Annotated in this window: 12 protein-coding genes; 9 read left to right on the top strand and 3 right to left on the bottom strand. The window is 63.2% G+C overall.

Annotated elements, in window-relative coordinates:
- The first annotated feature begins 74 nt into the window (after window positions 1-74).
- Window positions 75-1,922, top strand: a complete 1,848-nt coding sequence (gene lepA / locus F0M17_RS08510) for a translation elongation factor 4 (protein WP_038991100.1) — start codon at window positions 75-77, stop codon at window positions 1,920-1,922.
- Window positions 1,923-3,152: a radical SAM family heme chaperone HemW gene (gene hemW / locus F0M17_RS08505; protein ID WP_038991099.1), complete on the top strand. Its 1,230-nt coding sequence runs from the start codon at window positions 1,923-1,925 to the stop codon at window positions 3,150-3,152.
- 16 nt (window positions 3,153-3,168) lie between these two features.
- Here the strand turns inward: hemW and F0M17_RS08500 are convergent, their stop codons facing one another.
- Entirely contained in the window at window positions 3,169-3,570 is a 402-nt protein-coding gene (locus tag F0M17_RS08500) for a DUF4870 domain-containing protein (RefSeq protein ID WP_073706224.1), read from the bottom strand.
- A 91-nt stretch (window positions 3,571-3,661) separates the two neighbouring features.
- Window positions 3,662-4,531: a DUF3097 domain-containing protein gene (locus F0M17_RS08495; RefSeq protein ID WP_073706225.1), complete on the bottom strand. Its 870-nt coding sequence runs from the start codon at window positions 4,529-4,531 to the stop codon at window positions 3,662-3,664.
- A 127-nt stretch (window positions 4,532-4,658) separates the two neighbouring features.
- Here F0M17_RS08495 and hrcA point away from each other — a divergent pair, with 127 nt between their 5' ends.
- The 3 genes from hrcA (at window position 4,659) to F0M17_RS08480 (ending at window position 7,640) form a co-directional block, all read left to right on the top strand.
- Complete coding sequence (hrcA, locus tag F0M17_RS08490; RefSeq protein WP_073706226.1) at window positions 4,659-5,672, top strand: heat-inducible transcriptional repressor HrcA; 1,014 nt, start codon at window positions 4,659-4,661, stop codon at window positions 5,670-5,672.
- A 66-nt stretch (window positions 5,673-5,738) separates the two neighbouring features.
- On the top strand, window positions 5,739-6,863 hold the full coding sequence (gene dnaJ, locus F0M17_RS08485) for a molecular chaperone DnaJ (RefSeq protein WP_038991094.1): 1,125 nt from the start codon (window positions 5,739-5,741) through the stop codon (window positions 6,861-6,863).
- Window positions 6,864-6,866: 3 nt separating this feature from the next.
- On the top strand, window positions 6,867-7,640 hold the full coding sequence (locus tag F0M17_RS08480; protein WP_149596923.1) for a 16S rRNA (uracil(1498)-N(3))-methyltransferase: 774 nt from the start codon (window positions 6,867-6,869) through the stop codon (window positions 7,638-7,640).
- Between the two features lie 352 nt (window positions 7,641-7,992).
- Here the strand turns inward: F0M17_RS08480 and F0M17_RS08475 are convergent, their stop codons facing one another.
- Window positions 7,993-8,904 (bottom strand): GerMN domain-containing protein, encoded by a 912-nt coding sequence (locus F0M17_RS08475; protein ID WP_141355314.1) that lies wholly within the window; start codon window positions 8,902-8,904, stop codon window positions 7,993-7,995.
- 310 nt (window positions 8,905-9,214) lie between these two features.
- Between F0M17_RS08475 and F0M17_RS08470 the strand changes: the two genes are divergently transcribed.
- Genes F0M17_RS08470 through era form a run of 4 tightly spaced genes read left to right on the top strand, consistent with a single transcriptional unit; the run spans window position 9,215 to window position 12,959 of the window.
- On the top strand, window positions 9,215-10,243 hold the full coding sequence (locus F0M17_RS08470) for a PhoH family protein (protein ID WP_149596921.1): 1,029 nt from the start codon (window positions 9,215-9,217) through the stop codon (window positions 10,241-10,243).
- A complete protein-coding gene (gene ybeY, locus F0M17_RS08465) occupies window positions 10,240-10,713 on the top strand; it encodes an rRNA maturation RNase YbeY (protein WP_038991091.1) in 474 nt (157 codons plus the stop codon). Before F0M17_RS08470 ends, ybeY begins: the two co-directional genes overlap by 4 nt.
- A 4-nt stretch (window positions 10,714-10,717) precedes the next feature.
- Window positions 10,718-12,004, top strand: coding sequence for a hemolysin family protein (locus F0M17_RS08460; protein WP_038991090.1), 1,287 nt, complete (start codon window positions 10,718-10,720; stop codon window positions 12,002-12,004).
- Window positions 11,997-12,959 carry a GTPase Era gene (era, locus tag F0M17_RS08455; RefSeq protein WP_066138385.1) on the top strand — a complete coding sequence of 321 codons (963 nt, stop codon included), beginning with the start codon at window positions 11,997-11,999 and terminating at the stop codon, window positions 12,957-12,959. Before F0M17_RS08460 ends, era begins: the two co-directional genes overlap by 8 nt.
- The last annotated feature ends 80 nt before the right edge of the window (window positions 12,960-13,039 follow it).

Here is a 13,039-nt window from a genome sequence, read left to right as displayed (position 1 = left end):
GATGACGCGGAAATCATGACAGAATGGAAGCTAATCCAACTATGTCTTTTAGTCAGCTAGTGAGGTCTGTTTAGGTGTCTCCATTGGCCCGCACCGCCCAGGTGCCTGCCGCGACCGATCCGTCGCTCATCCGTAATTTCTGCATTATTGCCCATATCGACCACGGCAAGTCGACCCTGGCCGACCGGATGCTGCAGCTGACCGGCGTTGTTGCTGCCCGCGACATGAAGGCCCAGTACCTCGACCGCATGGACATCGAGCGCGAACGCGGCATCACCATCAAGTCCCAGGCCGTGCGCATGCCCTGGGCCGCCGAGGACGGCACGACGTACGCGCTGAACATGATCGATACCCCGGGGCACGTCGACTTCACCTATGAAGTCTCGCGTTCGCTGGCCGCCTGCGAAGGCGCGATCCTGCTGGTCGACGCCGCCCAGGGCATCGAAGCCCAGACCCTGGCGAATCTGTATCTGGCGATTGAGGGCGATCTGACGATCATCCCGGTGCTGAACAAGATCGACCTGCCTAACGCGCAGCCGGAGAAGTACGCCGCCGAGATCGCCAACCTGATCGGTTGCGAGCCCGAAGACGTGCTGAAGGTTTCGGGCAAGACCGGCGAAGGCGTCGAGGCGCTGCTCGACGAAGTCATCAAGCAGCTGCCGCCGCCGGTCGGCGAAGCCGACGCACCGGCCCGTGCGATGATCTTCGACTCCGTCTATGACACCTACCGCGGCGTGGTCACCTACGTCCGAGTGGTCGACGGCAAGCTCACTCCTCGCGAGAAGATCCAGATGATGTCCACCGGCACCACCCACGAACTGCTGGAAATCGGCGTATCCTCGCCGAACCCCGAGCCCACCAAGGGCCTGGGCGTCGGCGAGGTAGGCTACCTGATCACCGGCGTGAAGGACGTGCGCCAGTCCAAGGTCGGCGATACCGTCACCAACTCGCTCAAGCCTGCCAGCGAATCCCTGGGCGGCTACGAAGAAGCCAAGCCGATGGTCTTCTCCGGCCTGTACCCGATGGACGGGACCGACTACCCGGCACTGCGTGATGCGCTGGACAAGCTGCAGCTCAACGATGCCGCACTGACCTACGAGCCGGAAACGTCCGTCGCACTGGGCTTCGGCTTCCGCGTGGGCTTCCTGGGCCTGCTGCACCTGGAAATCACCCGCCAGCGCCTGGAATCCGAATTCAACCTGGACCTGATCTCCACCGCGCCGAACGTGGTGTATGAGGTCATGGGCGAAGACAAGCAGATGATGACGGTGACCAACCCTTCGGAATTCCCCGATGGGAAGATCCTCGAGGTGCATGAGCCGATGGTCGCCGCCACCATCCTGGCGCCGAGCGAATTCATTGGTGCGGTCATGGAGCTGTGCCAGTCCCGCCGCGGCACCATGCGCGGGATGGACTACCTCTCCGAGGACCGCGTGGAAATGCGCTACCACCTGCCGCTGGCCGAGATCGTGTTCGACTTCTTCGACCAGCTCAAGTCCAAGACCCGCGGCTACGCTTCGCTGGACTGGAAGGCCGACGGCGAGCAGGTGGCAGACCTGGTCAAGGTCGACATCCTGCTCCAGGGCGACCAGGTGGACGCATTCTCCGCGATCACCCACCGCGACAAGGCCTACGCCTACGGCACCATGATGACCACGAAGCTGCGCGAGCTGATCCCGCGCCAGCAGTTCGAAGTGCCGATCCAGGCCGCGATCGGTTCGCGCATCATTGCCCGCGAGAACATCCGCGCCATCCGCAAGGACGTGCTCGCCAAGTGCTACGGCGGCGACATCAGCCGCAAGCGCAAGCTGCTGGAAAAGCAGAAGGAAGGCAAGAAGCGCATGAAGATGGTCGGCCGCGTGGAGGTCCCGCAAGAGGCCTTCATTGCAGCGCTGTCCACCGACGAGCCGAAAAAGAAGTAAATGCCATCAGTTCTGCCTGACGGCGATCCGGCTCCGGCCGATGGTCTGCTCCCTGCCTCATGCGCGCATGAGGCACAGGAGCGGACCATGTCCTTTTATGTGCATATCCCGTTTTGCACCGTCCGTTGCGGCTACTGCGATTTCAACACCTACACCGCCACGGAGCTGGGCTCCGGCTCCAGCCAAGCGACCTACGCTGCCACCGTCAGCAAGGAAATCAGCTTCGCCCGCGAGGTGATGGACCGTTCGGGCCAGCCGGATCGCGAAATCGAGACCGTCTTCTTCGGAGGAGGCACTCCCACATTGCTGCCCGCCGGCGACCTGGTTTCGGTGCTCGGCAGGATCCGCGACGAATTCGGCCTGAAGCCAGGTGCAGAAATCACCACCGAGGCCAACCCTGATTCGGTAACCCGCGAGAGCCTGCAGGAGCTGGCCGATGGCGGTTTCACCCGGGTGTCCTTCGGCATGCAGTCGGCGGTGCCGCATGTGCTCAAGGTGCTGGAGCGCACCCATGATCCGAAGCGGGTTCCGCAAGCGGTTGCCTGGGCGCGCGAGGCCGGCCTGGATGTCAGTGTCGATCTGATTTATGGCACCCCGGGGGAAAGCCTTGAGGATTGGCGCACCAGCATCGAAGCCGCGCTGAGCTACGAGCCTGATCATATTTCGGCCTACGCGCTGATCATCGAGGAGGGCACCAAGCTCGCGGCCCAGATCCGCCGCGGCCAGGTGCCGAACATCGACGATGACGATCATGCCGAAAAGTACCAGATGGCCGATGAGATGTTTGCCGCGGCCGGATTCTCCTGGTACGAGGTCAGCAATTGGGCCAAGACCCCGGCCAATGCGTGCCAGCACAACATCGCCTACTGGAAGGGCGGCGACTGGTGGGGTGCAGGCCCCGGCGCGCATTCGCACGTTGGCGGACTGCGCTGGTGGAATGTGAAGCATCCAGCCGCCTATCAGCAGCGGATCGACGCCGGAATTTCACCGGGACATGGCCGCGAGTACCCGGATGCCCAAGCCGTGCAGCTGGAACGCACCATGCTGCTCACCCGCTTGAGCTCTGGAATGCAGATCAGCGAGCTCGATGAGACCGGGCGCAAGAAGATTGCCGGATTGATCGCAGACGAGCTGATTGATGCCAAGGCAGCATTCTCCGGGACCTTGGTGTTAACGCAGCGAGGCCGGCTCCTGGCCGACCTCGTGGTGCGTGAACTGCTTGATTTCTGAGACTGGGTAGCTGGCGCTACTTCATCAGCCTCAGATTGAATCGATAGCGGTAGGGGCGTCCCTTGTTGGCCTGGATGGCGGCAAGGGCGCCGGAGACCGTCATGTAGACCCACAGGGCCACGGCCAGAACGGCAAAAAGCCAGCCGATCACCGGCAAGATCATCAGCACGTTGAACACGATGGCCAGAATGGTCAGCGGGAACGTGAAATTGAACGCTTCCTTGGATTCCTGTGCCGTGAATGGGCCGCGGTCACGGAATACGGCGAAGACGATTGCCGATGGAACACAACCCAAGATGGCGCCGAAGTGGGCCATCGTGGCCCACTGGCGGTCTTCTGAAGGAGTCAGCGGCAGCGCAGAGGCCTGGGAACCTTCGAAGCGGGAATTCTCCGATGGCTTCGTCTGGCGTGATGTCACTATTAATCCTTGTCTTGCTTAAGTGTGGTTCCTCTTATCATAGCGACCGCGGCTGAGCGGACGGGGAGATTCGCCGACTAATCTCCAACTATTAGTCAATCGTTAGGAAACCGTAATCTTCGGTCGTGAGAAAATCGATCAATTCTTCTATTCGGCCCAGCAGCTGCGGTTCAAGCTGCCCGTAATGCTGCACCGTGGACAGCAGCCGTTGCCATCCGATGCCGATATCCTCTGCCGTAGCGTGCGGCCAGCCAAAGGCCTTGAGCACTCCGGTTTTCCAGTCGACCCCCTTGGGGATGACCGGCCACGCCTTGATGCCCAGGGTCGCAGGCTTGATCGCCTGCCACACGTCAACGTAGGGGTGGCCGAGGATCAGCACGTTATCGGCGGCACCGGGAACCTGCATCGCCTCGGCGACAATACGCGATTCCTTGCTGCCAGCGACCAAGTGGTCGACCAGGATTCCCAGACGACGCTGCGGCGACGGGGCGAAGTCGCGGATGGCTCCGGCCAGATCGTCAACGCCATGCAGCGGTTCGACGACAATGCCTTCGACACGCAAGTCGTGTCCCCAGACTTTTTCCACCAGCTCGGCATCGTGCTTGCCTTCAACCCAGATGCGGCTGGCCCTGGCCTCCCGGGCCTTCAGCCCCGCTACGGCACGCGAACCCGAAGCGGAAACCAGGTTCTTCGGCGCCGCGGCCTTGGCGACGGGCTCGACAATTTCCACCGGTTCGCCTTCGAGGAGGAACCCGAAGCCGGCTTGGAAGGAACGGCTCTTGCCGTGGCGGTCTTCGAGCATGATCACGCGCATGCCGCCGGACTTTTCGGTACGGATGACTTCTCCCACCCAACCTGAGGTGGCATCTTCCAGGATCATGCCACGTTCCACGGGGACCTGGCGGAGTTTTCGAGGTGCCGGTGCACTGAGATCTCGTGGTCCCCAGGAGTAATTAGCCACGTACTGCCTTTCGCTGTGATCGAATACGCTCGAAATCCAATGCTAGCAACAGCTGAACGTATTAGACTTGGCACTTGAGAGGTTAGAGTGCCAAAGCCGGGCACAGGGAATCCAAGGAGGTGCTGTCATGTCGGAGCCACGACGCTTGGACGTTTTGCGTGCCATCGTGGAGGACTACGTCCAATCCCGTGAGCCGGTGGGTTCCAAAGCGCTCCTCGACCGCCACAACCTCGGCGTCAGCGCCGCGACGATCCGCAATGACATGGCTTTGCTGGAAGAGGAGGGGCTGATTGCCGCTCCGCATACTTCCTCCGGACGCATCCCCACCGAAAAGGGCTACCGCCGCTTCGTGGACGAGATCGGCGAACTGAAGCCGCTGTCGCGGGCCGAACGCGACGCCATCAACAAGATCCTGGATAATTCCACGGACCTCGACGAGATGCTCAAGAGCACCGTGCGCCTGCTGGCACGATTGACCAACCAGGTGGCGATGATCCAGGTGCCGCACTATGACACCGCGTCATTGAAGAACCTCGAACTGGTGGGCTTGGGCCCAACCCAGGTGCTGATGGTGATGATCGCCTCCAACGGCACGGTGGACCAGCGGATGATGCCGGTCAAGCGTTCCTACAGCGATGACGAGCTGGGCGAGCTGAAGTCGTGGCTGCTCAATAATTTCGGGGGAGTGCAGCTGGCGGAGCTGGCCGGCCGGCTCGGCCGCATGGAGCTCAGCCCGGCACAGCAGGCCGACCCGTTGGTGGAGCATGTGATCGGCGCGCTGGAAGAAATGGCCCAAGCAGCCAATGCCCAGCGCATCATCATGGCCGGCACCGCCAACCTCGCCCGCGTGGAGGGGGACTTCCCGCTGAGCATCACCCCGGTGCTCGAGGCGCTAGAAGAGCAGGTGGTGCTGCTCAAGCTCTTCTCCGAGCTGGAAGCCGATTCTCGCGGGGTGGCCGTGGCGATCGGCACCGAGCACCACTATGGCCAGCTCTCGGATGCAGCAGTGGTCGCGACGACCTATGGCGCTGATGTGCGCAACAAGCTCGGGGTCCTGGGCCCCACCCGGATGAACTATCCGACCTCCATGGCCTCGGTTCGTGCGGTGGCACGGTACCTGTCGAAGATTTTGGCTAGCTAGCCTCGCTGGGCGCCAGCCCGGCACGAATGAAGTTTAAGAGTCTTAGGAAAGGACACGGCGAATAACGTGAGCTCGCATTACGAGACCCTGGGTGTAGCCAAGGACGCGACCCCGCAGGAAATCAAGAGTGCCTACCGGAAGCTGGCACGTAAGCTGCACCCGGATGTGAACCCGAGCGATGAAGCTGCAGAGCAGTTCAAGCTGGTCACCCGCGCCTACGAAGTCCTTTCCGACCAGACCAAGCGCGCCAACTACGACGCCACCGGCGATGAGAACGGCAACGGCCACCCGGGCTTCGGCGGCGGCGGCCAGGGCTTTGGCGGCTTCGGCGACATCTTCGAGCAGTTCTTCGGGGGCGGCCAGGCCCAGGGCCCGGCATCGCGCACCCAGCCGGGCCGCGACGCGCTGATCACCATCACCATCGACCTGGAGGACGCGGTCAAGGGCACCGTGTACCCGCTGGAGATGGAAACCGCCGTCACCTGCAAGACTTGCAACGGCTCGTGCACCCGCGAGGGCACCAGCCCGGTCACCTGCGACATCTGCCATGGCGCAGGCCAGGTGCAGCGTCCGGTGCGTTCCTTCCTGGGCCAGATGATGACCGTGGAAACCTGCGCCGCCTGCCGCGGTTTCGGCACCACCATCCCGGACCCCTGCCTGGAGTGCAACGGCGAAGGCCGCGTGCGCGAGCATGTCTCCAAGTCGCTGAACGTTCCTGCAGGCGTCGATTCCGGCACCCGCATCCAGCTGCGCGGCCAGGGCGAGGCCGGCCCGGGCGGCGGCCCGAACGGCAACCTGTTCGTCGAGGTCGACGTGCGCCGCCACAAGGTGTTCGAACGCTCCGGCACCGACCTGCACGCCAAGATGAGCCTGCCGATGACCGCCGCGGCCCTGGGCTGCGAGCTGAAGCTGGAAACCTTCGACGGTGAGCAGGCCATCAATGTCGAGCCGGGCGCCCAGGATGGCGACACCGTGACCCTGCCGGGCCTCGGCGTGCCGCGCCTGCGCGGAGGCAAGCGCGGGGACATCATCGTGCACCTGCAGGTGGAGACCCCGACAAAGCTGGACTCTGCGCAGCGCGAGCTGCTCGAGCAGCTGGCCAAGCTGCGTGGCGAGGAAATGACGGCCGGCCGTGTCGAGCATTCCGGCGGCATGTTCTCCCGCCTGCGCGACAAGCTGAACCAGCGCTAGGCCATGAGCAACCACAGCTTCGTCATCGACGCCCAGCAGGGCCAGGATGCCTCGGTCGGGGACTTCCTTGAATTGGACGGCCCCGAGGCGCACCACGCGGTCACCGTCAAGCGGGCCGCCGCCGGCGAGCACCTGGACCTGCTCGATGGCAAGGGGCTGCGCCTGACCGTGGAGGTCGTCGCCACCGCCAAGGATCTGCTGCGCGTCAAGGTCCTGCGGCGCACCGAGGAAGCCGTCAGCGATCACCCGGTCACCCTGGTCCAGGCCCTGTCCAAGGGGGACCGCGACCTGCAGGCTGTTGAGGCCGCCGTCGAGCTCGGAGTCCTGGCGGTGCGCCCCTGGCAGGCCGACCGGTCGATCGTGCGCTGGAACGCGGCGAAGGTCGAGAAGGCCATGGCCAAGTGGCGTGCCCAGGTGCGTTCTGCGCAGAAGCAGTCGCGCCGCGCCTATGAGCCAGAGGTACTGGACCCGATGGGTTCCAAGGAGCTCGCCAAGGCCATTGCCGCTGATGCCGATCGCGGCGCTCTGGTGCTGGTCCTGCATGAGCAGGCTGTGGATTCGGTCGCGCGGCACGTGCAGTCGTGGCTCGCCGAGGCGCAGGCCGGCCAGGAGGTCATCATGATCGTCGGTCCGGAAGGCGGCATCTCGGACACGGAGCTGCAGTCCTTCGTGGATGCCGGTGCGCATGCAGCCCTGCTCGGCCAGCACGTGCTGCGCGCTTCGACCGCCGGTCCGGCGGCGCTGGTCTTGATCCGCCATCTGATCGGCGAGATCTAGCTTCATGCAATCTTGCGAGCATCGAAAGTGCTCCGTGCAAGCCTAGGGTGCGCCTGCGCGCTCGGCTTGTGCGGAGCACTTCTGCTTTTCGCGGGCACACAAGTTTCTTGCACCTCGACCTGGCATGGCCCAGGCGACCGCCATCCGGCTCGACGCGCAGGATCTTCGTTCGCCGCAGCGCATCCCATGGTTGTGAAGTCAGTTTCGCGGGCAGCCTGAAGCGGGAAAATTCGGCGCTATCGCGCCATTAGTTGCTGTTCGCGGGACAGGGATCGTTGCCTTTCGAGGTCTTTTGCAACCACGTCAGGCCGTTGCAGGAAACCGGGAACCGGCCGGCAACAGTGGCGGTACGCTACTCGACGCGGAAGTCGCTGATGACCTTGCCGGCCAGATGCTCTGATCCAGTTTCAAGTCCCCAGAAAGTCAGCCGGTAGGATCCTGCACGCAGATCGGTGGTCAGGGTGAAGGAACCGTCGTCCTTGATCTGTCCGGGATTGACCTGCTTCTGGGCGGTGATCACCGTGAGCTTGCCGTCGGCGTCCTTGCGCTGCAGGGAGTAGAAGGTGCCGATGTCGAACTGCGTGGTTCGGCCATTGATCTTGATCGAGCCGCTTTTCAAGGTTGCGCCGAATTGCGGATCAATAATCCAGATCGGTGCAATGAACTCGGCATCGCGTGCGTAGACATCCTTGAGCCGGAAGCCGTCGAAGACCGTTGCGTTGGCTTGTCCGTCCACCAGGATGCGGACCGTTGGGGCGGTGTCGCCGACAACCAGGCCAGAGTTGGCGGCGGCTGCCGTGGCGGTGAACACGAGCTGCTGGATGGCCCGTTCGGAAAGTCCCTGATCCAGGCGGGCGCTGAACACCTTGGCCGGAAGATCCAACGTGATGACATTCGCGTTGCTGATGGAAACGCCGATTTCATCGGTTGGCTTCAGGTGGGTATAGCGCTTCGGCTTCATCGGGTCTGCCGTGAGCAGCGTCCAGATCGCATCGCCAATGGGTTCCTGATGGCGGGTGTCCTGGATGTATTCGCGGTACAGGTACACGCCGGTGTCCGTGTTTTCCAGCCAGTAGACCGGCAGGCTGGCGGCCATGCCGACATCCTCGCCAGCGTCGGTGGCGCTCGGCAGGTTCAGCGATGCGGCCGCGGGGGTCGAAGGCATCTCATAGGAGCTCTCGCGATTCGTCAAACCGCAGCCTGCGGCGACGACGAGAGCGGCAGTGATTCCCAAAACGCCGAATCGACGTGGAATCTTCCGCAAGATCCTTGATTGCACTGCGAACCAATCCGTGGTGATTTATTGCTGTTTCGGTCCGCGGCAGTTGCGGAACCGCTCTCAAGCTTGCCATATTCGAGGCGGCTAACTGGCTAAAAATGGCCCAACTTACTAATCCGTAACCAAATCTATATGTTCGCCACATGCTCTTATTAGCCACATTCAAGAGTACTTTCAGGTATTCCTGCTTACGCTGAGACCTGAATTTTCTCCGGATTGGCCTGCGACTCGATAGAATGGCAAGCACAACAATTCTCGAACACTACGAAGCTCGCAAAGGGGCGCCGCGCACTGCATGCAGGTTGAACAGAATAAAGCGACAACGGAGAACGGATCCGCATCGCTCACCATCAGTTTTGATACGGCTGAGCTCATGATTGCCACGCTGGGCCCCAATGACGAGCTATTGCGGATCCTCTCCGGAGCCTACCCGCAGGTCAGCTTCCGCCCCAACGGCCAAGCCCTGGCCCTGGTCGGCGACCCGCAGCAAGTCCGCAAGGCCCAGCGCGTCACCGAGGAAGCGCGTGCGCTGGCTACCCGCGGCTCGCGCATGAGCGCCGAAACCATCGAGCAGATCATCAAGATGCTTAGCGCCGGCAACCCAGATGCGCCCACCGACGTCCTGGGGTTGAAGATCCTCTCGGGACGCGGACGCTCCATCCGGCCCAAGACCGTGAACCAGAAGAGCTATGTCGACGCCATCGAGGATTCGACCATCACCTTCGGCATCGGCCCGGCCGGCACCGGAAAGACCTTCCTGGCCATGGCCATGGCCGTCGCCGCCCTACAGGACAAGCAGGTCAACCGCATCATCCTGACCCGTCCTGCGGTTGAGGCGGGGGAGAAGCTGGGCTTCTTGCCCGGCTCGTTGACCGAGAAGATCGACCCGTACCTGCGTCCGCTCTACGACGCCCTGCACGACATGGTCAATCCGGAAACCATTCCGCAGCTGCTGGAAGCCGGAACCATTGAGGTTGCACCGCTGGCCTATATGCGCGGCCGTACGCTCAATGACGCCTTCGTGATCCTGGACGAAGCGCAGAACACCACCACCGAGCAGATGAAGATGTTCCTCACCCGCCTGGGGTTCGGCTCGAAGATGGTAGTGACCGGCGATGTCACCCAGGTGGATCTGCCGAACAATGCCACCTCCGGGTTGCGCATGGCCAGCGATGTCCTCGACGGCATCGACGACATCAGCATCTGCCGGCTCGACTCTTCGGATGTGGTGCGCCACCGCCTGATTGCCGACATCGTCACAGCATACGACCGTTGGGATGACACTCGACGCAAAGAACACAACCGGGGACGCCGCAGCAAATGAGCATCGAAGTAAATAACGAAACCGAGTACGACGTCGACCTCAAGGACGTCAACGCCTTGGCCGAATCGGTGATGCGGGCCATGTTCCTGCACCCGGAAACCGAAGTGTCCATCGTTTTCATCGACGAGGACGCCATGAGCGCCCTGCATGTCGAGTGGATGGATCTCGAAGGCCCTACCGACGTAATGAGCTTCCCGATGGATGAGCTGCGTCCCGGCACCGCCGGCGCGCCAGGGGAGAACGGCATCCTTGGCGACATCGTGATCTGCCCTTCGGTCGCCGAAGCGCAGGCCAAGGCCGGCGGGCACAGCACGCACGACGAGATCCTGCTGCTGACCACCCACGGCCTGCTGCACCTGATGGGCTTCGACCACATGGAACCAGCAGAAAAGGAAGAGATGTTCGCACTGCAGCGCAAGCTGCTGGAGTCCTACACTGGCCGCCCAGCACCGAAGGAAACGGTGGAATAGCCCGGTGGAAATCGTCTTGCTGGTCCTGGCCCTGGTTTTCATGGCCTTCTCGGCCGTGCTGACCGCGGTCGACTCGGCCTTCTATGCGTTATCCCGGCACGCGGCCGAACGCCTGCGCGCCGAATCGAACTCCAAGGCGCTTTCCGCGATCCTGGATGAGGCGGAAAGCCATGCCCAGGCGGTGAAGTTCTGGCGCATCTGGTTCGAGACCGCTTCGGCGGTCGCCGTGGCCCTGCTCGTTTCGCAGTGGATCGAGAATGTGTGGCTGATCGGCATGATCTCGACGATTGCCATGGCTGCCCTGGGCTTCGTCCTGGTCAGCGTGTCCCCGCGGCGCTATGGGCGCTCCAACGCGCAGACGGTCGTTCAGTCCACGGCCACCCTGGTTCGCTTCCTGCGCTTGGTCCTGGGTCCGGTCACCAACTGGCTGGCATCCATCGCCAAGGCGCTGAGCCCCGGCGGCGCGGACGGCGAAGGCTACCTGGGCAAGGAACGCCTGCGCGATCTGGTGGATCGCGCCTCCGAAGGCGAGGATCTGGACGAGGAATCGGCCGAACTGATCTCCTCGGTGATCGACCTGGAGGAGACCAGCGTCCGCTCGGTGATGGTGCCGCGCACCGACATGGTGGTGCTGGATGCTGATCATTCATTCCACAGCGCCATGGACCTGTTCATCGCCTCCGGCTTCTCCCGCATCCCGCTGATCGGCGAGGATACCGATGACATCCAGGGGATCATCTACCTCAAGGACCTGATCCGCGAGATCCACGGCCTGCAGCAGGCGCAGTCCCTGGCCGACCTGGCGCGCAAGGTCCGCTTCGTTCCCGAATCGAAGTCCGCGGCAGAGCTGATGCAGGAACTGCAGCAGGAGTCCATCCACCTGGCAGTCGTCATCGACGAATACGGCGGCACCGCAGGCCTGGTGACCCTCGAGGACCTGCTCGAGGAAATCGTGGGCGAGATCGACGACGAGTATGATCGTTCCCGGGCCGAACTGATCGAGAACCCCGACGGTTCGATCTTCGCCGTGGCCGCCGCATCCATTGACGATGTGGCCGACCACTTCGGCATGCACATCGAGGAAGAGGACGTCGATACCGTCGCCGGCCTGCTCTCCAAGGCCCTGGAATCGGTGCCGGTACTCGGTTCCACCGCTGATGTGCACGGCCTGCGCCTGACCGTGGTGGCCCTCGCCGGCCGCCGCAACCGTATCGGCAAAATCCATGTAGAGCGCCTGGAAACAGACGCATCCGACCATATTGAGAACGACGAGGATTCCTCAGATGAGTGAAAACCAGAACCTGCTCGCCTCCAGCGGATGGCCCGAGGGCTTCCGCTCCGGCTTCACCTCCTTCGTAGGCCGCCCGAACGCCGGCAAGTCCACGCTGACCAACGCGCTGGTGGGCCAGAAGGTGGCCATCACCTCCGCCAAGCCGCAGACGACCCGCCACACCATCCGCGGCATCGTGCACCGCGAGGACGCGCAGCTGATCCTGGTCGACACCCCCGGCCTGCACCGTCCGCGCACCCTGCTCGGCCAGCGCCTGAACGACCTGGTCGCCGAGACCCTCTCCGAGGTGGACGCGATCGGCTTCTGCATCCCGGCCAACGAGAAGATCGGCCCGGGCGACCGCTACATCGCCACGCAGCTGGCGCAGCTGCAGCGCAAGCCGATCATCGCGCTGGTCACCAAGGCCGACCTGGTGGACCGCGAGCAGCTCGCGCAGCAGCTGATCGCCGTCGCCGAAATGGGCACGCAGAACTTCGGCGAACAGGGGTTCGCCGCGATCGTGCCAGTCTCCGCGGTCAAGGAGTTCCAGGTCGAAGAGGTGGCCAATGTGCTGGTCGAGCACCTGCCGGCAGGCCCGCCGCTGTACCCGGATGGCGAGCTGACCGACGAGCCGGAAGCCAAGATGGTTTCCGAGCTGATCCGCGAAGCCGCGCTGGAAGGCGTGCGCGACGAATTGCCGCACTCGCTGGCAGTGGTCGTCGAGGAAATGGTGCCGCGCGAGGGCCGCAGCGAAAACAACCCGCTGATCGACATCCACGTTTCGCTGTTCGTCGAGCGCTCCAGCCAGAAGGCCATCATCATCGGCCGTGGCGGTTCGCGGCTGCGCGAGGTCGGAACCAATGCCCGCCGCGGCATCGAGAAGCTGCTGGGCACCAAGGTCTACCTTGACCTGCATGTGAAGGTCGCCAAGGATTGGCAGCGCGACCCGAAGCAGCTCGGGCGCCTGGGCTTCTAGGCCGCGCGCCGCCGCACCGGGCCAACGCCCAACTTCGTCCCCAGGACCGCGCCGGTCTTGGGGACGCGCTGGATAGGCAG

The organism is Glutamicibacter sp. ZJUTW, from assembly GCF_008370855.1.
GTDB lineage: Bacteria > Actinomycetota > Actinomycetes > Actinomycetales > Micrococcaceae > Glutamicibacter > Glutamicibacter nicotianae.
This window is presented reverse-complemented; position numbering and strand designations above follow the sequence as displayed.